Origin of the sequence: Microbispora sp. H13382, from assembly GCF_014161445.1 — a bacterium.
Classification (GTDB): domain Bacteria; phylum Actinomycetota; class Actinomycetes; order Streptosporangiales; family Streptosporangiaceae; genus Microbispora.
This window is the reverse complement of record NZ_JABBXA010000006.1, coordinates 341628-364961: the sequence shown is the minus strand read 5'-3', so window position 1 is coordinate 364961 and position 23334 is coordinate 341628. Positions and strand designations below refer to the sequence as shown.

17 protein-coding genes are annotated in these 23334 nt (G+C 72.0%); 8 read left to right on the top strand and 9 right to left on the bottom strand.

The window, feature by feature from the left end; translation table 11 throughout:
• Window positions 1-4 precede the first annotated feature (4 nt).
• Complete coding sequence (locus HHX41_RS15775; RefSeq protein WP_259400977.1) at window positions 5-1534, top strand: RICIN domain-containing protein; 1530 nt, start codon at window positions 5-7, stop codon at window positions 1532-1534.
• Between the two features lie 234 nt (window positions 1535-1768).
• Here HHX41_RS15775 and HHX41_RS15770 read toward each other — a convergent pair whose 3' ends face one another.
• Complete coding sequence (locus HHX41_RS15770) at window positions 1769-2434, bottom strand: response regulator transcription factor (RefSeq protein WP_182906546.1); 666 nt, start codon at window positions 2432-2434, stop codon at window positions 1769-1771.
• Window positions 2431-3621: a sensor histidine kinase gene (locus HHX41_RS41785; protein ID WP_182906545.1), complete on the bottom strand. Its 1191-nt coding sequence runs from the start codon at window positions 3619-3621 to the stop codon at window positions 2431-2433. Before HHX41_RS41785 ends, HHX41_RS15770 begins: the two co-directional genes overlap by 4 nt.
• A 161-nt stretch (window positions 3622-3782) precedes the next feature.
• Between HHX41_RS41785 and HHX41_RS15760 the strand changes: the two genes are divergently transcribed.
• Window positions 3783-4460: a hypothetical protein gene (locus HHX41_RS15760; protein ID WP_169987862.1), complete on the top strand. Its 678-nt coding sequence runs from the start codon at window positions 3783-3785 to the stop codon at window positions 4458-4460.
• Between the two features lie 105 nt (window positions 4461-4565).
• On the opposite strand, the gene HHX41_RS15755 is transcribed toward HHX41_RS15760, so the two are convergent.
• Together HHX41_RS15755 and adh are read right to left on the bottom strand one after the other, a co-directional pair.
• Complete coding sequence (locus HHX41_RS15755) at window positions 4566-4946, bottom strand: DUF779 domain-containing protein (RefSeq protein WP_182906544.1); 381 nt, start codon at window positions 4944-4946, stop codon at window positions 4566-4568.
• Window positions 4946-6469 (bottom strand): aldehyde dehydrogenase, encoded by a 1524-nt coding sequence (adh, locus tag HHX41_RS15750; protein WP_169987858.1) that lies wholly within the window; start codon window positions 6467-6469, stop codon window positions 4946-4948. The genes HHX41_RS15755 and adh overlap by 1 nt, the downstream gene beginning before the upstream one ends.
• Before the next feature lie 169 nt (window positions 6470-6638).
• Here adh and HHX41_RS15745 point away from each other — a divergent pair, with 169 nt between their 5' ends.
• Both HHX41_RS15745 and HHX41_RS15740 read left to right on the top strand, forming a co-directional pair.
• Entirely contained in the window at window positions 6639-7904 is a 1266-nt protein-coding gene (locus HHX41_RS15745) for a serine hydrolase (protein WP_182906543.1), read from the top strand.
• A 2-nt stretch (window positions 7905-7906) separates the two neighbouring features.
• Entirely contained in the window at window positions 7907-9064 is a 1158-nt protein-coding gene (locus HHX41_RS15740; RefSeq protein WP_220504110.1) for an NAD(P)/FAD-dependent oxidoreductase, read from the top strand.
• On the opposite strand, the gene HHX41_RS15735 is transcribed toward HHX41_RS15740, so the two are convergent.
• The 5 genes from HHX41_RS15735 to HHX41_RS15715 all read right to left on the bottom strand — a co-directional run bounded on the left by HHX41_RS15735 (window position 9057) and on the right by HHX41_RS15715 (window position 15532).
• Window positions 9057-10319 (bottom strand): helix-turn-helix domain-containing protein, encoded by a 1263-nt coding sequence (locus HHX41_RS15735; protein ID WP_169987854.1) that lies wholly within the window; start codon window positions 10317-10319, stop codon window positions 9057-9059. The genes HHX41_RS15740 and HHX41_RS15735 overlap by 8 nt on opposite strands.
• 67 nt (window positions 10320-10386) lie before the next feature.
• Window positions 10387-11211, bottom strand: coding sequence for an SDR family oxidoreductase (locus HHX41_RS15730; protein ID WP_182906542.1), 825 nt, complete (start codon window positions 11209-11211; stop codon window positions 10387-10389).
• A gap of 28 nt (window positions 11212-11239) precedes the next feature.
• Complete coding sequence (locus HHX41_RS15725) at window positions 11240-12514, bottom strand: glycosyltransferase (RefSeq protein ID WP_169987850.1); 1275 nt, start codon at window positions 12512-12514, stop codon at window positions 11240-11242.
• A 5-nt stretch (window positions 12515-12519) separates the two neighbouring features.
• Window positions 12520-14580 (bottom strand): HAD-IIIC family phosphatase, encoded by a 2061-nt coding sequence (locus HHX41_RS15720; RefSeq protein WP_182906541.1) that lies wholly within the window; start codon window positions 14578-14580, stop codon window positions 12520-12522.
• A gap of 25 nt (window positions 14581-14605) precedes the next feature.
• A complete protein-coding gene (locus tag HHX41_RS15715) occupies window positions 14606-15532 on the bottom strand; it encodes a TauD/TfdA family dioxygenase (protein ID WP_182906540.1) in 927 nt (308 codons plus the stop codon).
• Window positions 15533-16156: 624 nt separating this feature from the next.
• Here HHX41_RS15715 and HHX41_RS15710 point away from each other — a divergent pair.
• The 4 genes from HHX41_RS15710 (at window position 16157) to HHX41_RS15695 (ending at window position 23290) form a co-directional block, all read left to right on the top strand.
• Entirely contained in the window at window positions 16157-21547 is a 5391-nt protein-coding gene (locus HHX41_RS15710) for a non-ribosomal peptide synthetase/MFS transporter (protein WP_182906539.1), read from the top strand.
• A 41-nt stretch (window positions 21548-21588) separates the two neighbouring features.
• Window positions 21589-21891, top strand: coding sequence for a hypothetical protein (locus HHX41_RS15705; protein WP_182906538.1), 303 nt, complete (start codon window positions 21589-21591; stop codon window positions 21889-21891).
• Window positions 21892-21996: 105 nt separating this feature from the next.
• Complete coding sequence (locus HHX41_RS15700) at window positions 21997-22560, top strand: Pycsar system effector family protein (protein ID WP_182906537.1); 564 nt, start codon at window positions 21997-21999, stop codon at window positions 22558-22560.
• A gap of 49 nt (window positions 22561-22609) precedes the next feature.
• Window positions 22610-23290, top strand: a complete 681-nt coding sequence (locus HHX41_RS15695; RefSeq protein ID WP_182906536.1) for a Crp/Fnr family transcriptional regulator — start codon at window positions 22610-22612, stop codon at window positions 23288-23290.
• Window positions 23291-23334: the final 44 nt, after the last annotated feature.

The following is a 23334-nucleotide window of genomic DNA, read 5'->3' as shown; positions in this document are numbered from 1 at the left end:
GGCTTTGAGAACCACAACCAGAACCGGAGCCGGGGTGATCGGCACCCTCGTCGGGGTCGCCGCCCTGGTCGGCGGCGTCTTCACCGGCGTCTCCAACGCGGCGCCCAGTGCGGGGCCCAGTGCGGGTGCCTACCGGATCGTGAACGGCGCCAGCGGCCTGTGCCTCACCGTTCCCGGCAGCAGCGGCTCCGACGGCGTGCAGCTCACCGTCTCCAGCTGCAACGGCGCGAGCAACCAGACCTGGAACCTGTCGGCCCAGGGCAGCGGCTTCCGCCTGGCCGCCGGCAACAGCGGCAAGTGCGCCGGGATCGCCGGCGCCTCCACCTCCGCAGGCAAGGCCGTCCAGCAGGAGTCGTGCACCGGCTCCTCGTCGCAGACCTGGGAACTGGTCGCCTCGGGCTCCAACTACCGGGTCGTCAACGCCAACAGCGACAAGTGCCTGAACAGCAAGGACAACTCCACGTCCTCAGGCGCGCTGGTGCAGCAGAACTCCTGCGACTCGGCGGCCACCAAGCAGTGGACCCTCCAGCCGACCGGGTCCACCCCCTCGCAGACGCCCACGACCACACCGACGATGAGCCCGACGGCCACGCCGACCGCCACGCCCACGGGCGGCCCGACCACCCCGCCCACCACCGGACTGGTCGGCTGGGCGACCCAGGGCGGCGGCACGAGCGGCGGCGCGGGCGGCGCCACGACGACGGTCACCTCGCTGACCGCGCTCACCACCGCCGTGAAGGGCGACGCCGCGAAGATCGTCCAGGTGAACGGCAACTTCACCTGCTCGGAGGACGTGCGGGTGGGCGGCAACACCACCGTCGTCGGCGTCGGCGCCAACTCCGGGCTGACCGGCTGCGGCCTGAACATCCGTGACGTCAACAACGTGATCGTGCGCAACATGAAGATCTCGAAGGTCCGGGCCGGCAACGGCAACGGCGACGCGATCCACCTCGACAACGCCAAGCGCGTGTGGCTCGACCACAACGACCTGTCGAGCGACACCAGCCACGGCACGGACTACTACGACGGCCTGCTCGACGTCACGCACGGCTCCGACTACGTCACCGTCTCCTGGAACAAGCTCCACGACCACGTCAAGTGCTCGCTCGTCGGCCACAGCGACGGCAACAGCTCCGAGGACAGCGGGCACCTGCGGGTGACGTACCACCACAACGCGTTCCAGACCTGCGCCCAGCGCAACCCCCGGGTGCGCTTCGGCAACCCGGTCCACGTCTTCAACAACTACTACTACAAGGACTCGTCCTACACCGACTACAGCTACGGCATCGCCTCCACCTGCGGCGCCGGCGTGCTCGTCGAGGGCAACTACTTCGAGAACGTCGCCGAGCCCACCCACACCTCCGAAGGCTCGTCGCCCGGCGGGTCGATCGTCGCCCGCAACAACTACTTCGTGAACTCGGGCACGCCGCAGACCTCCGGCAGCGTCGCCTCCATCCCGTACTCGTACACGGTGGACAACCCCAGCGGGGTCAAGGCGAACGTCCTCGCCAACGCGGGCACCGGCAAGATCTAGTTTCGGTGAAGTCCCGGAGGCCGCGGCACCCCCGCCGCGGCCTCCGTGCGCCTGTCGTGGAAGGCGGTTCAGCGGAACCGCGGGTCGTTTCCGGCCTTCGTGTTCACCTTCAGCGACAGGGCTCGGGCGATTTCCCCCCAGGAGACGTAGGAGAAGTTCGTGGCCTCGCGTTCCTCGTCGACATCGAGCCGCCTATCGCGACGTCGCCGCCTGCCGGCCGAGCAGGGACGGGATTCAGTGGTTGGGCGGCTCGCGCCGGGGCCGCACCACACCGGCCTCGTACGCGAGCACCACCGCCTGCACGCGGTCCCGCACACCGAGCTTGGCGAAGACGCGGTTGATGTGCGTCTTCACGGTCGCCTCGCCGAGATGGAGTTCCCCGGCGATCTCGCGGTTGGACAGCCCCCGGGCCAGCAAGCACAGAACCTCGGTCTCCCGGGCGGTCAGGTCGGCCAGACCCGGGGCGCTGACCGGCGGCGCCGTCGAGGTGTAGTGGTCGATCAGACGGCGGGTGATCTGCGGGGAGAGCAGCGCGTCTCCGCGCGCGGCGGCGTGCAGCGCGCTCGCCAGTTCCTTCGGCGGAGTGGTTTTGAGCAGGAATCCGCAGGCACCGGCGCGCAACGACCGATAGACGTACTCGTCGAGGTCGAACGTGGTCAGCATGACGACGCGGCGGTCGGGGCGGTCCGCGAGGATCCTCTCCGTCGCGGCCACGCCGTCAAGCCTCGGCATGTGGATGTCCATCAGCACGACGTCCGGCTCATGCCGGGCGGTCAGCCTCAGCGCCTCCTCGCCGTCCGTGGCCTCGGCGACCACCTCAACGCCGGGCTGAGTGCCGAGGATCATCCGCAGGCCGGTGCGTACGAGCACCTCGTCGTCTGCGATGAGGATGCGCGTCACGCCGACGCTCCCGTACGCGACGGCATGGGGGCTGCGGAATTTCCGCTCAAGGGTAGTTCCACCCGTACCTCGAACCCGCCGCCTTCCCCCGGGCCGGTGGTAGCCGTGCCCCCGAAGAGTTCCACACGCTCGCTGATCCCCGTCAGCCCGAGGCCACTGCCGTCGCTCCGGCGGACGATCCGCGGGCCGTCGTTGACGACGTGAATCCTCAGATCGGTGCGTCCGACATCGATCGCGACCGAGACCGTGGCCCCCGGGGCGTGTTTGACCGCGTTCGTGAGGGCCTCCTGCAGCACCCGATAGCCACTGACGTCGACGGCCGCGGGAACCCTGCCGAGATCGCCGTTGGCGGTGATGTCGACCCGTCCACCGGCGGCCCGAACTCCGGCCAGAAGCGGCTCCAGGTGCCGTAGCGAGGGCAGCCGCTCCAGACTCCCCTCACCACGGAGGACGACGAGCAGGCGGCGCAACTCGGTGACGACGTCACGACCGACGTCCTGCACCGCGTCCAGCGACTCATGGGCCCGCCGGACGTCGGAGCCGAGCATGACCTGGGCGGCTCCGGCCTGCAGCACCATCACGGCGACGCCGTGCGAGACGATGTCGTGCAGTTCCCGGGCCACCCGGAGCCGCTCGTCGGTGCGAGCGGCGGCCTCCCGTTCAGCGGCGAGCGTGACCAGACGTTCGGCCTCGGCACGCCGCAGGCGTACGGCGTAGGCCGGTCCCATGACGGCGAGCGCGACGAAGACGATGAAGGCCCAGTCCGCGTCGTCCGCGACCGTGGTCTCGATCCCGGCCGAGACGAAGTAGGAGACAGCGGCGATCACCGGGCCGTGGCGGCCGGCCACGGCGACGCACGCGAAGCAGACGACGACCAACGCCGTGAGCGGCGCGGCCGGCGATTCGGGAAGGAGTGGCGTGAAGCTCTGCGCGACGAAGCAGACGCCGGCCAGGACCACCGCGGCCCGTGGGTACGCGCCACAGGCCGCGACCGCGAGGCAATAGCCGGCGAGCAGCACGGTCAGCACGGCCATCCACCCGCCGGACAACTCGGTGGGGTCGGGGCCGTCGCCCTCGACGTACGGGGCGAGTGGCACGTAGATCTCGGCCAGGCCGAACCCGAACAGCGCCAGGCCCGCTGCGACGGTCCCGAGGTCACGCCGCCCAATGCCCCGGAGCCGTTCCATGGCAGGGAGCGTATTCGAACCGCCCGCCGCCTGGCATCCACCCACGGGTGGAGCGGCGTCCTGCTTGCATCAACCCGTCGATCAGCGTCCCGGCCGACGACCTGAGCGGTACGACGCTCCTAGCCTCTGCGTCGTCAGACGGATCACGACGGGAGATGTCGATGGATGACCAGACCACCAGGCCGTACGGCCGGCGTTTCGCGGCGATCGCGATGGCGGGTGGCGGCGTTCTCTACAGCGCCGCCAACGCCTTCTACTGGGCGATGTTCCCGGACGAAGTGTCCGAGACCGCGGCGAACGTGGACGTGGCCGCTTCCGACCTCGGCGCCTGGCGAGTCGAGACGATCCTCTTCGCGCTGACGCACCTGCTGCTCCTGCCGGCGATGGCCGGTCTGATCGTGGCGGTCGGCCGCCGCAAGCGCCTGGTGGCCACCATCGGCGGAGCCTTCGTCGTTCCCGCTCTCTACCTCTCGGCGATCCACCTGTGGTATTACAACGCCTTCTTCGGGGCCCTCGCCGGAGGGGGCGTGAAGGTGGACGCGGTCCGGCCGGTCGTCGACGCCCTCGACAAGGACCCGCTGGTGGTGGCATCGTTCATGGTCTGGATTCTGGGCTGGATGATCGGGCTCCTGATCCTGGCCTTCGGTGCGTGGCGCGCCGGCCTCGTGTCCTTGTGGGTGCCACTCGTACTCACCGTCGGCCTGGTGCTCGACTTCGTCTCCAGCGGCACGGCGCCCAAACTCGTGGTGAGCGCGCTGATGGCCGCCGGGCTGATCGGCCTGGCGCAGGGCATCCGCCCGGGACGTGCGGAGAACGCGACGGCGACCGTGCAGGGCTGACCGTGCCGATCCCGGCGACGCGCCCCCGAACGCGCCCGGCCGGTCAGCGCCCCGTCTGGGATCCGGCTTCTGTCCGCGGACCAGGCGAGGCCGTTGGAGAGCCGGTCAGCCGTCGAGGGCGGCGCGTTCGGCGTCGGTGAGCAGGCGGGAACGGATCAGGAACCGGACGCCCTCGGGCGCCTCCAGGGAGAAGCCGCTACCCCGGCCGGGTACGACGTCCACGGTCAGGTGGGTGTGCCGCCAGCGGTCGAACTGGCTGGCCGACATCCAGAAGGTGACCGGCTCGCCGACGCCGTCGACGGTCAGCGAGGCGAGCAGCACGTCCGAGGCGCCGGTGCGGAACTCGCCCTCCAGGTAGCACATCGGGGCGCTGCCGTCGCAGCAGCCACCGGACTGGTGGAACATCAGCGGGCCGTGGTCCGCCCGCAGCCGCCGGATGAGATCGGCGGCCGCGGGGGTGAGGTCCACGCGGGACACCTCGGGCATCAGAAGAAGCCGAGCTTCGAGGGCGAGTAGCTGACCAGCAGGTTCTTGGTCTGCTGGTAGTGGTCGAGCATCATCTTGTGCGTCTCCCTGCCGATGCCCGACTGCTTGTAGCCGCCGAAGGCGGCGTGGGCGGGATAGGCGTGGTAGCAGTTCGTCCAGACCCGCCCGGCCTGGATGGCCCGGCCCGCCCGGTACGCCTTGTTGACGTCCCGGGTCCACACGCCCGCCCCGAGGCCGTACAACGTGTCGTTGGCGATCTTGATGGCGTCGTCGAAGTCGGTGAACGAGGTCACCGAGACGACCGGCCCGAAGATCTCCTCCTGGAACACCCGCATGTGGTTGGCGCCCTCGAAGATCGTCGGCTCGACGTAGTAGCCGCCCGACAGCTCGCCGCCGAGATCGGCGCGGTGCCCGCCGGTGAGCACCTTGGCGCCCTCCTGCCGGCCGATGTCGAGGTACGACAGGATCTTCTCCAGCTGGTCGTTGGACGCCTGGGCGCCGACCATCGTGGCCAGGTCCAGCGGATGGCCGCGGACGATCTTCTCGGTCCGTTCGACCGCGGCCTCCAGGAACCGCCGGTAGTGGCCCTGCTGGATGAGCGCCCGGGAGGGACAGGTGCACACCTCCCCCTGGTTGAGCGCGAACATCGTGAAGCCCTCCAGCGCCTTGTCGAAGAACTCGTCGTCGGCGGAGGACACGTCGTCGAAGAAGATGTTGGGGCTCTTGCCGCCAAGCTCCAGCGTGACCGGCTTGATGTTCTCGCTGGCGTACTGCATGATCAGCCGCCCGGTCGTGGTCTCCCCGGTGAAGGCCACCTTCGCGACCCGCGCGCTGGAGGCCAGCGGCTTGCCGGCCTCGACGCCGAACCCGTTGACGATGTTGAGGACGCCCGGCGGGAGGAGGTCGGCCACCAGGCTCATCCAGTAGTGGATCGACGCCGGGGTCTGCTCGGCCGGCTTCAGGACCACGGCGTTACCGGCGGCCAGCGCCGGCGCGAGCTTCCAGGTGGCCATCAGGATCGGGAAGTTCCACGGGATGATCTGGGCGACGACGCCGAGCGGCTCCTGGAAGTGGTAGGCGACGGTGTCGGCGTCGATCTCCGACAGGCTGCCCTCCTGGGCCCTGATCGCTCCCGCGAAGTAGCGGAAGTGGTCGATGGCCAGCGGAATGTCCGCGGCCAGCGTCTCCCTGATCGGCTTGCCGTTCTCCCAGGTCTCCGCGACGGCGAGCCGCTCCAGGTTCTGCTCCATGCGGTCGGCGATCCGGTTGAGGATGTTCGCCCGCTCGGCCGCGGACGTACGGCCCCAGGCGGGCGCGGCGCCGTGGGCGGCGTCCAGGGCGCGCTCGACGTCCTCGGCGGTGCCCCGCGCGATCTCCGTGAACGTCTGGCCGGTGACCGGGGTGGGATTCTCGAAGTACCGCCCCCGCTGCGGCGGGACGTACTCGCCGCCGATCCAGTGGTCGTAACGCTGCTCGTACGCCATGAGGGCGTCCGGCTGTCCCGGCGCGGCGTGACGGGTCATGAGATGGACCTCCCGGACAGGGTGTGGGTCTGACGCCCCGGACGTTAGTCGCGGGCACGTTGCCGAGACGTTGCGTCCGTGTTCCGGGCGTCGTTCCGCACTCAGCCTCCGATCCGCATGGTCAGAACCGTGGTCATAAGCGGTCAAATCTCCCCTAAGATCACGCGTCATGATTCCGGAAACGTTTTCCGTCTCCCGCAGGGACGCCCTGCGCCTGCTCGCCGGCGGCACCGCGGCGGGGCTCGCGGCCGGGCTGCCCGCGTCGCCCGCGAGCGCCGCGGCCCGCGCGTGGAGCGTCACCGGCCGCAGCGCGACGTCGCTGAAGCCCTTCGACGACGCGCTGAAGCGCTTCATGCAGGCACGGACGATCCCGCACGCGTCCCTTGCCGTGGTCCACAAGGGCAAGCTGGTGCTCGCCCGGGGCTACAACTGGACGGCGGACACCTCGTTCGCGGCCGGGCCCACCTCGCTGTTCCGCGTCGCGAGCCTGAGCAAGCCGGTTACCGCCGCCGCGGTGCTGAAGCTGGCGCAGGACGGCAAGCTCAGCCTCACGGCCAAGGTCGCGCCGCTGCTGGGGCTGAGCACGACCGCCGACCCGCGCCTCGCCTCCGTCACCGTGACCCACCTGCTGCAGCACCTGGGCGGCTGGGACCTCGACGTGTCGGGCGACCCGATGTTCAGCGACAGGGCCGTCGCGGCCGCGCTCGGCGTCCCGCTGCCCGTCACCCAGGCGCACATCATCGAATACACCACCCGCCGCAAGCTCGACCACGCCCCCGGGACGACGTACGCGTACTCGAACTACGGATATGTCCTCCTCCAGAAGATCATCGAGAAGGCGAGCGGCGTCTCGTACGCGAGCTACGTCCAGAGCAACGTGCTGACCCCCCTCAAGATCAAGCGGATGGTGCTCGGCAGGACCGGGAAGAGTCTCCGCAAATCGGGCGAGGCGCCGTACTTCTCGCAGTACACCGGCAAGAGCGTGATCGACACCTCGAACTCCGTGGTGCCCTTCCCGTACGGCGGGTTCAACCTCGAGAACATGGCCGCCCATGGCGGATGGCTCGCCACGGCCGTCGACCTGGCCAAGTTCACCGCTCTCTTCGACGCGGCCGGCGTGCTGACCTCGGCGTCGATCTCCAAGGCGTTCGCCAAGCCGTCGATCGGCGTCAACTCCGACGGCTGGTACTACGGCCTCGGCTGGCAGGTGCGCCCGGTCACCGGAGGCCGCAACACCTGGCACACGGGGTCGCTGGCCGGCACCTCCACACTCATGGTCCGGCGTTACGACGGGCTGAGCTGGGTGGTGCTGTTCGACCAGCGCGACGACGCCTCGGGGCTGAACTACGGGGACATCGACTCCCAGCTGCACACCGCCGCGAACTCCGTGAAGTCGTGGCCCACCACCAACCTCTTCTCCACGTACGGTCTGTGAATGTGGGCGATGTCTGGGACCTCGTGGTGGTCGGCGCCGGGCCGGCGGGCTCGGCCGCCGCGCTGCGGGCCAGGCAGCTCGACCCCGGCTGCCGCGTGCTGCTGCTCGACCGGGCGGCCTTCCCGCGCGACAAGGCCTGCGGCGACGGCATCGCGGCGCACGCGCGGCAGGAGCTCGCGCTGCTCGGGCTGCCCGGCCTGCTCGACGACCACCGGCCGACGCCGCGCCTGTCGGTGACGTCGCCCGGTGGAGCCCACGTCTCGGCCGTCGTCGCGCGGCCCAACCACGTGGTCCCCCGCCGGGTCTTCGACGCCCGGCTGGTCGAGGCGGCGCGTGCGCGCGGTGTGGAGGTTCGCCGCCACCGGGTGCGCACGCTGACCGCTCTCGGCGAGCACGTCGTGATCGACGGCCGTCTGGTCGCCCGCACGGTCGTCGCCGCCGACGGCGCCAACTCGGCCGTACGGCGGCTGATCGGCGTTCCGCCGAGCCCGGAGCGGCACACCGCCATCGCGGTGCGCGGGTACGCCGACGTGCCGCCGGACGACGACGTGCAGGTCATCGTCATGCAGAGCGAGGCGTGGCCGGCCTACGCCTGGTCGTTCCCGGTGGGCGACGGCACGGCCAACGTCGGCTACGGCCTGCTGCTGCCCCGCATGCGGGAGACCGGGTTGCCGGGCCGCGAGGTCCTGCACGGGCGCCTGGCGCGGCTGCTCCCCGCGCTGATGGAGAACCCGCCCGGGGAGGTGCGCGACCTGCGGGCCCACCACCTGCCGCTGTCGAGCGGGCGGCCGGTGCCGGGAGCGGGCCGGGTGCTGCTGGCGGGCGACGCGGCGAGCCTCGTCAACCCGCTGACCGGCGAGGGCATCTACTACGCGCTGCTGTCGGGGCGGCTCGCCGCCGAGGCCGCGATCGGTTCGCCGGGCGACCCGCTGCGGGCCTACCGGCGCGGTCTGCGCCGGGCGCTCGGGCGGCACCTGCGCACCACGGACGTGCTCGCCCTGGCCGCCCGCTCCCCCGGGTTCATCGACGCGGCGATCGCCGTCGCCGCCCGCCGCACCGAGGTGTTCGACCTGCTCGTGGACGTCGGGCTCGGCGCGGGCACCGTGCCGCCCCGCCTCGCGGCGGCGGTCGTCCTCCGCCGGCTGCGCGACCTCACCTGAACGGCAGGCCGTACTCCGCGTCGAGGTCGCGCACCCGCCGGGCGGCCCGCGCCCGGGCCGGGGACCCGGCGGGCAGCGCGGCCAGCAGCGCCTGCCAGGCGACGAGGTCGTCCCTCCCCCACGGCGCGCGCGTCCACCGTTCGAGCAGCGCGGGGTCGCGGCGGGCCACCAGCAGCTCACGTACGCCGTCGTCCAGCAGGCGGCGCTGCCAGACGACGCCGGGCGCCTCCGAGCCGGGAAGCAGAGGCCCCCGGTAGGCGCGCAGCGCGGCGTCCGCGTCGGCGGCGGCCAGGTGCTCGGCGAGCGCCTGGAAGTCGGCCCGCACCGGCACCCGCAACCGGTACGGACGGGAGTCGAGCAGCGGCCCGAGCCGGTGGCGCAGCCGGGACAGCTCCGCGCGCAGCGTGACGGGGTTCAGCATGCGGTCGCCGTACAGCTCCGCGCTGAGCTGATCGCTGCTCAGCCCCTCGGGATGGCAGGCCAGCAGGACGGCGATCTCGCTGTGCCGGGGTCCGAGCCTGATGCGGCGCGCCCCCTCGGCGAGGACGGCGTCGTCCCGGCCCAGCGCGGTGAGCGTCACCGCGGGCGCGAGATCCGGCGCGGGGAGAGCCGCCAGATGAGCCTCCGCCGCACGGGCCGCCGCCTGCACGAGGGCCAGGCTGTACGGGCTGGCCAGGTTGTCGCCGCCGCTGACGTCGACCGCGCCGAGCAGGCGGCCGGTGCGCGGGTCGTGGATCGGCGCGGCGGCGCAGGTCCACGGCTGCACCGGTACGGCGAAGTGCTCGGCCGCGAAGATCTGCACCGGATGGTCGACCGTGAGCGCGACGCCGGGGGCGTTGGTGCCGGCGTGGGCCTCGTCCCATCGGGCTCCGGCGACGAAGTTCATCCGCTCGGCCCGGTCCCGCGCCCCACGATGGCCCTCGACCCACAGCAGCCGCCCGGCCGCGTCGCACACCGCGAGCAGGTGCCGCCCGTCGTCGGCGATGCCGCCCAGCAGGTCGCGGAACAGCGGCAGCACCCGGGCCAGCGGGTGCGCGTCGCGGTAGTCCTCCAGCTCGTCGTCGGTGAGCTCCAGCGGCGCCAGCGCGTCCGGGTCCACCGCCCGGGCCGAGCGCCGCCACGAGTCCGCCACCACCGCGCGTACGGGTCCGTCGACCGCGCCGGCCGACAGGAAGCGTTCGTGGGCCCGGCGCAGCTCACCGGTACGCTCGGCCGCGTCGGCCCCGGACTCAAGCGCGAGCCATGGATTGGTCACGGCGCCCTCACCTTCAGCGTCTTCAGGCGCCATCGTCACCCAGCCCCGGCCGCCGGGCAACACCCGGTCAGCGGGAGGACCAGATGTCCTTGTCGATGTCCCCGGCGGCCTGCGGGCCCATCAGGCCGAGCCCGCCGTCCACGAACAGCGACGCGCCGGTGACGTACGACGAGGCCGGCCCGGCCAGGAAGGCGATCACAGCGGCGACCTCGCGGGCGTCCCCGGGACGGCCCAGGGGGTAGCCGGGCCGGGGCCCGGGCCGCGGCGGCTGGTCCTCCTGGCCGGTCATCGGGGTCGCGATCTCTCCCGGCGCGATCGTGTTGACCGTGATGCCGTGCCTGGCCAGCTCCAGCGCGAGCGTGCGGCTGAGCATGCGCAGACCGCCCTTGGCCGCGCAGTACGGCCCGGCCCCGAGGCGGGGATAGTCCTCGTGGACGCTGGTCACGTTGATGATCCGCCCGCCCGCGCCGCGTGCGATCATCCGGCGCGCGGCGCGCTGCGAGCACAGGAACGGCCCGTCGAGGTCGACCGCGAGGACCGACCGCCACCGGTCGTAACCGATCTCCAGGAGTGGCTCGGCCGTGCCGGTGCCCGCGTTGTTCACCAGCACGCCGAGGCCGCCCAGTTCGTCGGCGAGCTCGTCGACCACGGCCGCCGCGGCCACCGGGTCGGTCAGGTCGTGCCGCCGCACGGCCGCGCGGCGGCCCTGCTCCACGACCTGGTCGGCCGTCTCCCGCGCGCCCTTCTCGTCCCGGTGACAGGTGACGCCGACGTCGAAGCCCTGGGCGGCGAGCGTCACCGCCGTCGCCCGCCCGATGCCCGAGTCGGCTCCGGTGACGATCGCGACCTTGTCGTAGTCGAAGCGCGAAATCGGCGCCGCCGTGTCCGCCATGGGCCCGGCGTACCCGGAAGGTCCTTCTCTACACGCTCCGCCGGGCGCGGGCCATGAGGGCCAGACGCTCCCGCTGCCGGGGCGTGAGCCGCGCCAGCCGCTCGCGCGGATCCGGCCGCTTCATGATCGCGTCGGTGCCGATCAGCGCCTCGGCGTGATCGGCCGCGAGCCGTACGGCGTCCTCCGACGCGGCGTTCGCCGCGAGCGGCGCGATCCGCTCCCGGTATCCGTCGTCGTCCAGCGCCCGCGCCAGCAGCCGGGCCGTCCGCTCCTCGTCCCATCGGGACACGGGCAGCCATCGCGCGACGCCCGCGCGGTCGAGCCGCTCGGCGTTGTCCGGCCGGTCCACGCCGTGCGCCAGCAGCACCTGCGGGGTCGACGACGACAGCGCCCGGGCGAGCGTGCCGATCCCCCCGTGATGGACGACGGCGGCGACACGGGGCATGAACGAGGCGAACGGCGCCGAGGGCACCCAGTCGATCCCGTCGGGCAGCGACTCCGGCTGGAACGCCGGGTGCCTGTTCACCAGCAGGGCACGCCTCCCGATCCGCCGGCACGCCCGCGCCGCGACGTCGTAGAACCGGTCGTGCAGCACCTGCCCGGTGCCACCGGTGATCAGCACGGGCGGGTCGGTCCAGTCCGGGACCGGCCCCTCCGCCGTGTCGCCGAGCACGAATCCGCAGCGCACGACGCCCTCCGGCGCCGGCTGGCCCGCGGCGTCGAACCATTCCGGCCACAGCGCGAGCTGCGTCGCGGCACTCGTCAGATAGGCGGCCCAGTCGCGGACCGGACGCAGGCCGAACGACTCGAAGACCTCGTCGTACCCCTGGCCGAGCACGCGCCGGAAGAGGTTCCCGAGCACCGGCAGCGAGACGTACTGATGGGGCGTGACCGACACCAGCGCCACCGGGACCCCGCGGAGCTCGGCGGCCATCAGCCCGGCGATGCCCGAGGTGTGCCGGGCGACCACCACGGTGTCGCCCGGCCGGTAGTGCGCCTCGACCATGCGGACCTCGTCGGCGAGCAGCTCGAACAGGCCGTTGCGCCGGTAGAGCGCGAGCACGCCTTCGGGGTCCTTCAGGGGATCGAGCATGTACCGCCGGGCGTCGTCCAGGTGCCGGTCGTAGCCCTCCGCCGTGTCGATGGGCAGGTGCCGCAGGCCCGCGGCGGCGATCCGGTCGGCGAACCAGGAGTGCGTCATGACGATGACGTCGTGGCCGCGCTCGGCCAGCTCGCGCCCGATCCGTACGAACGGGAGCACGTCGCCGTTGGTGCCGTGGGTGCTCAGCAGCATCGTCGCCATGCGGATCAGCCGTTCCCGGAGTCGAGCAGGGCGTCGATCTCCTCGTCCGACAGGCCCGCGAGCTCGTCGAGCAGTCCGGCCAGCTCATCGTCGTCGGTGTCGGCGAGCTGCCGCTCCTCGATCACCTTGGCGACCTCGGCGACGGTGAACGAGGTGGTGTAGAGCGTGTCGAAGGGAAGCTCGACGCCGAACTCGGCGCGGACCCGCGCCATGAACTGCACCAGCCGCAGCGAGTGGCCGCCCAGCTCGAAGAAGCCGTCGTCCACCGAGGTCGGCGCCGTGTCGAGCAGCTCGGCCCACAACCGCATGACGGTCGCCTCGACGGGGCTCGCCCCCGCCACCTCCGTCACGGGGCGGGCGGCCCGCATGGCGTCGAGGATCGCGTCGGCGCCGGTCAGCCGGGTCGCGATCCGTTCGACAGCCGCCCAACCGGCGGGAGCGGCCGCTTCGACGGTCCGGACGGGCCCCGCTGCCCTCTCCTCAGCAGGGCCCGGCGTGTGGACGACGGCCGCCGCGTCGCCCGCGTCGAGGACGTACCAGGCCGTCTCCTCGCCGTCCGGCTCCACCCTCGCGGGCAGGGCGGCGAGGAAGTCCCTGGCCGGCCGGTTGCGCTCGGTCGCCCGGAAAGCCAGGGCCACCCGGGCCAGCCCGCGCTCCCGCGCGAGCGTCCCCAGGTGCGCGAGCATGCGGTGCTCCACCCCGCGCCCGAGCGCCCGGCAGCTCAGCAGGAACGCGCCGGCGCGCAGCGTGTCCCCCTCCGTCCGTACGTCGGTGAGGCCGACGACGCCGTAGTCGCCGAAGCGGTCGCGCACGTCCACGACGAACTTCTCCTCGCCGTCCAGGCGGCGCGTCCCCAGGTTGAACTGGTTGGTCCGCTCGGCGAGCTGAACGGCCCGGGCCTCGTGCTCGGGACCGGCCGGGGTGATGGTCACCCGCAGGTCGAGCGTGGCGAAGAAGTCGGCGAGCGACATCTCGCCCCTGGCCTGGTCGCGCCGCCGTTCCTCCTGGTAGCGCCGGGTGCGCTCGCGGTCGGCCGCGGTCACGGACGTCACGTCGAGCGGCCAGCAGTGCCGCAGGAAGTCCGCGGCCCCGGCCGCGTCGGCCGGAAGCTGGAGCGTCAGCACCTCGGGGCAGCCGGCCCGGACCTCGGCGCACTCGACCGGGCTGTCGTCGAGGAACAGGAAGGAGTCGAGCCCGAGGTCGAGCTCGGCGGCGAGCGAGCGCAGCGCGTCCGGCTTGGCCTCCCAGCCGACGCGCATCGCGGTGACGTCGTCCAGGCCGACCGGCAGCTCCGGATGCCGGGTGAACACCTCGCGGACGTCCTTCTCCTCGTTCTTGCTGCACAGGCACAGCAGCCTGCCCGCGGCGACCTGGCGGGCCAGCTCCCGCCAGATCTCCAACCGCTGCGGGCCGATGACGACGCCGTCGGGGCCGTCCTCGCCGACCACGCCGTCCCAGAGCGTGCCGTCGCAGTCCGCGACGACGACCTTGGGACGCGGGGTGGTCACGGCGTGCAGGCGGCGGGCAACCGCGGCGGCCAGCGCGGCGAAGTAGCGGTCGGTGTAGGGGACGTTGCCGGTCCGGTCGGCGAAGGCGTCGTGGATGTCCTCCGGCTCCGGCTCGTACGGCTCGGCGGAGGTGAGCACGGACACGGCCCGGTCGCCCTCGAACGCCCGGGCCAGCCCGGCCGCGAAGCGCGCGTGGGCCTCGGGCGAGCCGTGCTCGGGCGAGGGAGGGCAGACGACGAGCACGTGGGGCGTGCCGGACGCGCGCGCCGAGGCCCGCAGCGCGGCGGCGAGGTCGGTGGCCACGGCGTCCAGCTCGCCGGTCCCGTCCTCCGGGCCCCCGTCAGGGTCACGGTCCAGATCTTCCGCGCGGACGAGGACGACTGCGGCGCCGGCCCGGCCGAGCACACTGCCCGGGTCGAGGAGCGAGGGGAAGACCTGGTCGTACGGAGCGAAGGCGACGTCCCCCTCGACGTCCAGTTCGGCGAGCCAGAACCGCAGGGCGTCCCCGAGCGGCTCGGCGGTGAAGGTCGCGGCGACCCCCAGCCCGATCTTGTCCACAGCGGTTTCCCTTTCGAGAGCGTGATCAGTCGGACATGGCGACGAGGATGCGGCGGGAGCCGGCGAAGGGCCTGCGGCCGTGCCCGACCAGCACGTTGTCGATCAGCAGCAGGTCGCCCTCCCGCCAGTCGACGTCCACCGCGTTGTCCAGGCCGCGGTCACGGGCCTGGATGACGTACTCGCCGGGGATCGGGGCGCCGTCGGGGAACGTCACCGACTGCGGCAGCTCCTCCGGCGGCATGAGCTCGGCGAGCATGGCGGCGGTCTCGTCGCCCAGCGAGGCGGGATGCCACTGGTCGGCCTGGTTGAACCACACCTCGGCACCGGTCACGGGGTGCCGGGTGGTGGCGGGCCTGACCTGCGAGACCCGTACGCCGCCGTCGGGACGCCACTGCCAGTCCGCCCCGATGCGGTCGAGGAACTCGGCCACCTCGTCGCGGTCCTCGGTCTCGAACGTCTCCTGCCAGCTCTTGCCGAGCCCACGGCCGGCGTGCAGGTTCTGGGTGTAGCGCACCCCCTTGGCGAACGCCTCCCTGACCTCGTCGTCGAGCGACTCCAGCCAGCGCACGCCGTCCACGACGGGAGTCGCCCCGCCGCTCTCGGCCGCCTTCTCGCAGTAGAACAGCAGCCGGGAGGGCCAGGTGGCGGAGTACGACAGCTCGTTGTGCATGGAGATCGTGTACTCGGGCGGGTACTCGGTCGAGGTGTAGACGTTGCCGCCCACCTTGGTGCGGGGCGAGTTGCCGTGGACGTACGCCAGCCGGTTGGGCAGCAGCATGTCCATGACGGCGTCGAGGGTCTCGGGTGTGACGCCGAACCCCCGGAAGACGAGCGCCTTCTCGCGGACCAGCAGGTCGCCAACGTTCGTTTCGCGCAGCCGTTCCACCAGCCCCTCGGGCGTGGCGGCGGAGCCGTCGGGGGTTATTTCCAGGGGCTTCCAGAAGTCGTCCATGCGTCCTCCTTCTGCACGGGATCCGGCCACGGCCGAGCACGGGGAAAAAGTCGAATTAAGGAGGCAGGCGGGCCCTCGAATAGGCGGCGCCCCTGCGGCAATAGATTCCGGCGGCCAACATAGAACCAGGGTCGGCTTACGCGCAAGAAACATGTTTAATCCCGTCCGCTCGACGTCGGCAGTCAAATTACTCGACATGATCGTGTGTCCGCCGGCAGTGCCGACGACCACTCATGTTCGGCCGCCCGCAATCGATGACGGAAGGTCGGTTTCCCCTTACTCTTCGCGCCTGATCGCAGGTCGAAGTGAGGCTTGCGTTACCAGACTCACATCCCGTATCGTGAAATAATCCGTTTTGTGGGAGCGCTCCCACGCATCTCGGCTCGAACGCGGCGAGATACGCGGCGAGGTCCTGCGGAATCGACGATCAAAGCGTTTTCTGGTTCAACCACTTTTCTGCGTGGTCAGCTGGTCCTGCGCATTACTGCGCAGAGAGGAGAACGCTCGGTGACGATATCGCCGACGACTGACAACGAGCATCTAATAGCGTCGCTTTCCCCACGCAGGCAGGAGGCGCTGCGCCGGCTGCTCGCCGCCAGAGCCGCCAGGGCCGCCGCCGCGAGCGTGATCACCCCCCGTGGGGACGGACCCGCCCCCTGCTCCTACGAGCAGACCCAGATGTGGCTCGGCGCCCGCTTCGCGGAGGGCGCCCCGGCGCCGAACGCCACCATCGGCCTGCGGCTGACCGGCCCGCTCGACGTCCGGGCCCTGACCGTCGCCCTGGACAGCCTGGTCGAACGCCACGAGATCCTGCGTACGGTCTACGAGGGCGACGGACACGAGCCCCGCCAGATCGTCCTCGACCCCGGGCCGGCGCCGCTCGACGTCGTCGACCTGCGGGCCCTGCCGGAGGCCGAGCGGGAGGGCCGGGCCCGGGAGATCACGAGCCGGGCCGCCGTCGAGCGCTTCGACCTGGAGACCGGGCCGGTCCACCGCACGACGCTGGTCCGGCTGGCCGACGAGGACCACGTGCTGATGTTCGTCTGCCACCACATCGCGTGCGACGGGTGGTCGGTCGGCATCATCGTGGACGAGCTGACCAGCGTGTACGCGGCCGTCCACGAGGGCCGTCCCGCCGGGGTGGCCCCGCCCCCGCTGCAGTACGCCGACTACGCGGCCTGGTCGCGGCGTGAGCTGAGCGGCGAGCAGCGCGAGCGGCGCCTGGCGTACTGGCGCGACCGGCTGGACGGCGCGAGCGCGGTGGCGCTTCCCATCGCGCGGGACGGCCAGGCCGTCGTCGAGGGCAACCGGAGCGACTGTCACCTGTTCACGCTGCCGGACGAGGTCCTGCGCGCGCTGCGGGAGGCCGGCGGCCCCGGCACCACCCCGTTCGTGGCCCTGCTCACCGTCTTCTCGATGCTGCTGGCGCGCTACACCGGACAGGGCGACCTGACGATCGCCACGGTGGACGGCGGCCGGCGCCGGGTGGAGCTGGAGCCCGTGCTGGGCTGCTTCGTCAACGCCCTGCCGCTGCGCGCCGACCTGTCGGGCGACCCCTCGTTCCGCGAGGCCGCCGCCGGGGTGCGGCGCAGGCTCGGCGAGGCGCTCACCAACCACCTGCCGTTCTCCGAGCTGGCCGGGGCGCTGAGCGACCGGGACGCCCGCAACTTCTCGCTGTCGACCGTCGGCTTCTCACTGCGCGTCTTCCGCGACCAGCGGGGGCGCTGGCCCGGGCTGCAGGCGTCGGTCTGGGAGCACGAGGTCGACGACTTCACCTACGACCTCGCGCTGCTGGTGCACCTGAACGGCACGGGCGACCCCGAGCTCTATCTGACCTACCAGAAGGACCGCTTCGACGCGGACTCCATCGCCCGCATGGCCGGGCACTACCGGGCGCTGGCCGAGCGGATCGCCGCCGCGCCGGACGCCCCGCTGGCCGGGCTCGACCTGGTCACCGACGCCGAGCGCGAGCTCGTCCTCGGAACGTGGAACGACTCGGCGCGGCCGTACCCGGACGTGGCCCTGCCCGAGCTGCTGGAGCGCCATGCGGATTCGGACGCGGTCGCGGTCTCCTTCGAGGGCCGCACGACCACCTACGCCGAACTGCACGCCCGCGCCAACCAGGTCGCCCACCTGCTGCGCGAGCGGGGCGTCGGCCCGGAGGACACGGTGGGCGTGCTGCTCGACCGGAGCCCGGAGCTGATCGCCTGTCTGCTGGGCGTGTGGAAGGCGGGCGCGGCCTACCTGCCGATGGATCCCAAGTTTCCCGCGCAGCGCGTCCGCGACATGCTGTCGATCGCCGCGACCCCGCTGGTCCTGACCTCAGCGGGGCACGCGCACCTGTTCGACGGCGCCGAGGTCGTGGACGTGGACGTGGAGAGCGGGGTGCTCGACGACCGGCCGCGCGAGCCGGTGGGCGTGCCGTACGACATCGACCGGCTGGCCTATGTGATCTTCACGTCGGGGTCCACGGGCAAGCCGAAGGGCGTGCAGGTCACCCACCGCGGCCTGGTGAACCACGTGTGGTGGGCCGTGGAGGACCTGGCGAGCCAGGGCGACGGCGGAGCGCCGCTGTTCGGCTCGGTGGCCTTCGACCTCGTGGTGCCCAACCTGTGGGCGCCGCTCGTCACCGGGCAGCGGGTCACGGTGCTGGAGCAGGACTTCGACATGGGTGAGCTGGGCGCGCTGCTCGTCGCGGGCGGGCCGTACAGCTTCATCAAGTGCACCCCCGGGCACCTGGAGGTGCTCGGCCACCAGATCGACGCCCGGCAGGCCGAGGCGCTCGCCGGCGTGATCGTCGTGGCGGGCGAGGCGCTGCCCGGGTCGATGGCCAACCGGTGGATGGAGATGCTCGGCCCGGGGCGGCTCGTCAACGAGTACGGCCCCACCGAGGCGTCGGTCGGCACGTGTATCTACCCGGTGCGGGACGCCCAGCTCGTGGAGGTCGTGCCGATCGGCCGCCCGCTGCCCAACATGCGGATGTACGTCCTCGATGCGAACCGGCGGCTGCAGCCGGTCGGCGTGCCGGGCGAGCTGTACGTCGGCGGCGTGGGCGTGACCCGCGGCTACATGAACCGCCCGGACCTCACCGAGGAGCGGTTCCTCCCCGACCCCTTCTTCGAGGGCGGGCGGATGTACCGCACGGGCGACCGGGTGGCCTGGACCCGGGACGGCGACGTGGCCTTCCTCGGCCGGTTCGACGACCAGGTGAAGATCCGCGGCTACCGCATCGAGCTGGACGAGGTCAGGGCGGCCGTCCTCGACCACCCCGGCGTCCGGGACGCGGTCGTCACCGTGCACGCGTTCACGCCCGAGGACAAGAGGCTGGTCGCCTACTACGTGCCCGAGGCGCGGGACCTTGACGACCTGGCCGAGCACTGCACGGCAAGGCTGCCGGATTACATGGTCCCGTCGGTGTTCGTGCCGCTGGAGACCATCCCGCTCAACGCCAACGGCAAGGTGGACCGCAAGGCGCTGCCCGATCCGGTCGTCCGGGTCGGCGAGGACCTGGCCGAGCCGGAGACCGAGACCGAGATCGCGGTGGCCGGGGTCTGGCGGGAGGTCCTCGGCATCGACGCGATCTCGATCGACAGCGACTTCAACGCGCTCGGCGGGCACTCGCTGCTGCTCATCCGCATGGTCGCCAAGCTCCGGCAGGTGCTGCCCGCCGACGGCTACCAGGTGACCGTCCTCGACGCGATCGCCAACCGCACGGTGCGGGAGCTGGCCGCGCTGGTCGACGCCGCCAACGGGGCGCCGGAGGGCGCCGCCGAGGAGGGCCCGCGCGGCCTGCTCGTCGAGCTCACCCGGCCGGTCAAGGCCCCGGTGCTGTCGCTCGTCTGCATCCCGTACGGCGGGGCGAGCGCCATGGTCTACCAGCCGCTGGCCGACGCGCTGCCGGCCGGGCACTCGCTGTTCTCGGTCGCCCTGCCGGGCCACGAGCTCGGGGTCGAGGAGAGCACGATCCCGTTCCACGAGGCCGCCCAGCGGGTCTGCGACGAGGTCATCGAGCGCGTGCGCGGCCCGGTCGCGTTGTACGGCCACTGCGTCGGCAGCGCGCTCACCGCCGAGATCGCCCGCAGGCTGGAGGCGGCGGGGCGGCGCGTCGAGGCGGTCTACACGGGCGGCAGCTTCCCGTTCGCCACCCCCACGAAGGGCCTGAACGGCCTGCTCGGCCGGATCTTCCGCAGCAAGGCGCTGGACAACGCCAACGCGCACGCCAACTGGCTGCGCGCGATGGGCGCCGACCTGCAGGACCTCGACCCCGAGCAGGTCGACCACATCATCAGCACGATGCGGGTGGACGCGCGGGCCGGTGAGGACTACTTCAGCGAGCTGGTCGAGCAGCAGAGCCCGCAGCTGCGCGCCCCGGTGATCTCCATCGTGGGCGACCGCGACGCGCTGACCGACTTCTACGAGGAGCGCTACCGCGACTGGCACTGCGTCTCCGAGACCACCGCGCTGGTGGTGATGGCCGAGGCCGGGCACTACTTCCTCCGGTACCGCACCGAGGAGCTGGCCGCGATCGTCACCACCGCGCACACCTCCGTGGACCGTCCCGAGGAGTGGCACGTCCCGGCGCCCGGTGACACGGCCACCTGGTGGCGGGAGGCCGTCTCGTCCGACCGGAAGGCCGACACGGACGGGCCGCAGCCCAGCCTCGGCCGGTTCTTCACGGTGGCGACGGGCCAGATCGTCTCCATGATCGGCGCGGTGATGACCGAGTTCGCCGTGCCGATCTGGGCGTACCTGAAGAGTGGCTCGCTGGTGCAGTTCGGCCTGTTCGCCATCGTCGGGCTGGTGCCGGGGCTGATCCTCGCGCCGCTGATCGGCGCGCTGGTCGACCGGTACGACCGCAAACGGGCGATGCTCGCCGCCGACGGCATGTCTCTGGCCGTGCAGGCCGCGCTGCTCGCGCTGATGGCCGGCGACGTGCTGAGCATGCCCCTGCTGTACGGCCTGCTGGTGCTGCTGTCGATATCGGTGACCCTGCAACGGGTGGCCTGGCAGTCGGCGGGGCCGCAGCTCGCGCCCAAGGCCTACCTGCACCACGTCGGCGGCGTCGTCCAGCTCGGCAACGCCGTGGCCCAGCTCATGGTGCCGCTCTTCTCCGTCGCCGTGCTGGCGCTGATCGGCATCGAGGGCATCCTGACCGCCAACGTGGTCTGCTACGCGATCGCGTTCACGGTGACCCTGCTGGTCCGTTTCCCCGCCACGATGGCCTGGCGGCGCCGGGAGACCGTCTCCGCCGAGATCCGCAACGGTTTCCGCTACCTGCTCCGGCGGCGGGGCCTGCGGGCGATGGCCTTCACGATGTTCATCGTGAACTTCTTCCTGTTCACCGGGTTCATCATGATCGCGCCGCTGGTGCTGTCGGTCGGCGAGCTGGCCGACACCGGGCAGGTCGCGGTGCTCGCGGGCATCGGGGCGGTCTGCGGCGGCCTGATCATCACGCTGTGGGGCGGCCCGCGCGACCGCCGGATGTTCGGCATGCTGTCGGCCGCCGGAGTGCTCGGGATCTTCTGCGCCATCGCCGGTCTGCGGCCGTCGCTCATCCTGATCACGCTCGGCGCGTTCGGCATGTCGCTGATGATGACGATCAGCGACGGCATCTGGCTGACGATCATCCATTCGAAGGTGCCCCAGCGCTACCACGCCCGCGTCATCTCGATCAACCGGATGCTCGCGCTGTCGACCCAGCCGGTCGGGCTGGCCGTACAGGCCTGGCTGGTGGGGCTGGTCTTCGAACCGCTGATGCGGCAGGACGGGCCGCTGGCCGACACGGTCGGGAAGGTCATCGGCACGGGAGACGGCCGCGGCATCGGCCTGCTGTACATCGTGTGCGGCCTGGCCATCGCGATCACGATCACGCTGGCCCTGCGGCACCCGGCCCTGGCGAGGTTCGACCAGGAGACCCCGGACGCCGAGCCGGACGACCTGGTCGGCCTGGAGGCGCTGCGCAGCAGGCAGGAGCAGCGGCACGTCCCGCCGCAGCGGGTTCCGTCCGAGCTGTGAGTATGTGAATGGCACGCGGGCCGCCGGGTACGGCGGCCCGTATGGACGAGAAGAAGATGAACCCGAAGCAGCTCGCCGAGGAGCTGGCGACGAACGCGCAGGACGACCCGCGGTTCAAGAACCGGACGCCCGGCATCCGCGCCACGCGGCAGGGATCGGTGGAGCAGGCGGATCTCGACGCCGCCGGCATCGTCGGCGGCAAGGGAATCTCGGGCGGCGGCGCCTCCGGAGGAGGGACGCTCGGGCAGCCGCCGACCGGACGGCTCGACGACGACCAGCTCGCCGACACGGTGGCCGGCACCGGCCTGCCGCCCGACGACGAGGAGGACGAGGGCGACCAGTGAGCACGGGGCGGGCTCGCCCGGCCCGGCCGCCGCACCACTCTGTCCGTCCGGCCCGCCGCGGGTTATCGTACGGGGGTCCGTCCGGGGTGGGAGGGCCCGTCGACCATGAGGCAGCTTGTTGCGAGTCTCCTGCGCGATCCCCGGCGCTCCGCGGCTGAGGACCGGGAGCGCGTCGCGCTGGCACACGCGGACCGGGTGTTCAGGGAGGCCCGTGAGGAACTCGCGAGGGCCGACGCCAAGGCTCAGGTGCTGCTGGGCACGGTGGGCGTCGGGCTCGGCGCCGTGGCCGCCGGTCTCCTTGCCGGCAGTTGGTCGCCGTTCGACCTGTCGAACGCGGTGGAGTGGTTGTGGTGGCTGGGGGTCGCCGCCGCCGTCGTCGTTCTCGTCTGCCTTTCCGCCGCGGTCTACCCGCGCAGAGGAAAGCCCAGCGCAGGCGACCGGGGAATGGTCTTCTACTTCGACGACGCGCTGCGCTTTCCGGCCGGACAGCAGCTGGCCGACGCGCTGCGCGACGCCTCGACGACGGCACTGGCGGGAGTGGCCGACGAGATAGGCCGCGTCAGCAGGATCGTCGCGCTCAAGTACCGGCTCGTCCGTTGGGGCTTCTGGCTTTCCCTGCTCGCCCTGACGAGCACCGTCACCGCCGTTCTCGTCGACGCGGCCCTGTGACGGCCCTTCGTGGGCACCGCCCGCATCCGCCGGCCACGGTGCGGCGCTCATGACCGCTCCCGAAGACGAACGCGTGCACGGGCTGGCCGCGATCATCCCCGCACAGGCGTGGCAGCGCCTCGCCGACGCCGGCGTGCCGCGTGTGCTGGCCCCCGGCACGGTGCTGATGAACCAGGGCGACCCCGCCGACGCGGTTTTCGTGCTGCTGCGCGGACGCGTGAAGGTCGCGAGGGTGGACGCCGACGGTGCGCGCCTGGTGCTGTCGGTGCGCGGCCCCGGTGAGATCCTCGGCGAGATGGCCGTGCTCAGCGGGGACACCCGGTCGGCCACGGTGACGGCGGTGGACTCCTGCTACGTCAGGATCATCACCGCGGACGCGTTCGTGGCACTCGTCGGCACGTTGAAGCTGCACGACCATCTTCTTCGGCATGCCTTCAACCGGCTTCGAGAGGGTGAGGAACTGCGCACCGAGCTGGCCGCCCTACCGGCAGGTCAGCGAGTCGTGCGAGGCCTGCTGCGCCTGGCGCTGCCCGCCCTCGTGAGACCGGGAACCGCGCGGCAGGTCGACGTGGGGCTCGACCAGAGGGAACTGGGCCTCGCGATCGGGCTGGCCCGCGGAACGGTCGCCCAGGAGCTGCGGCCACTGCGCGCCGGCGGTCTCATCTCCACAGTGCGCGGCCGGATCGTGATCCTCGACGTCGACGGGCTCCGGCGGCTGCTCGACAGCTGATCGTCACGCGATCTCCCGGCAGTGTCATTTTTCTGACATTGCGG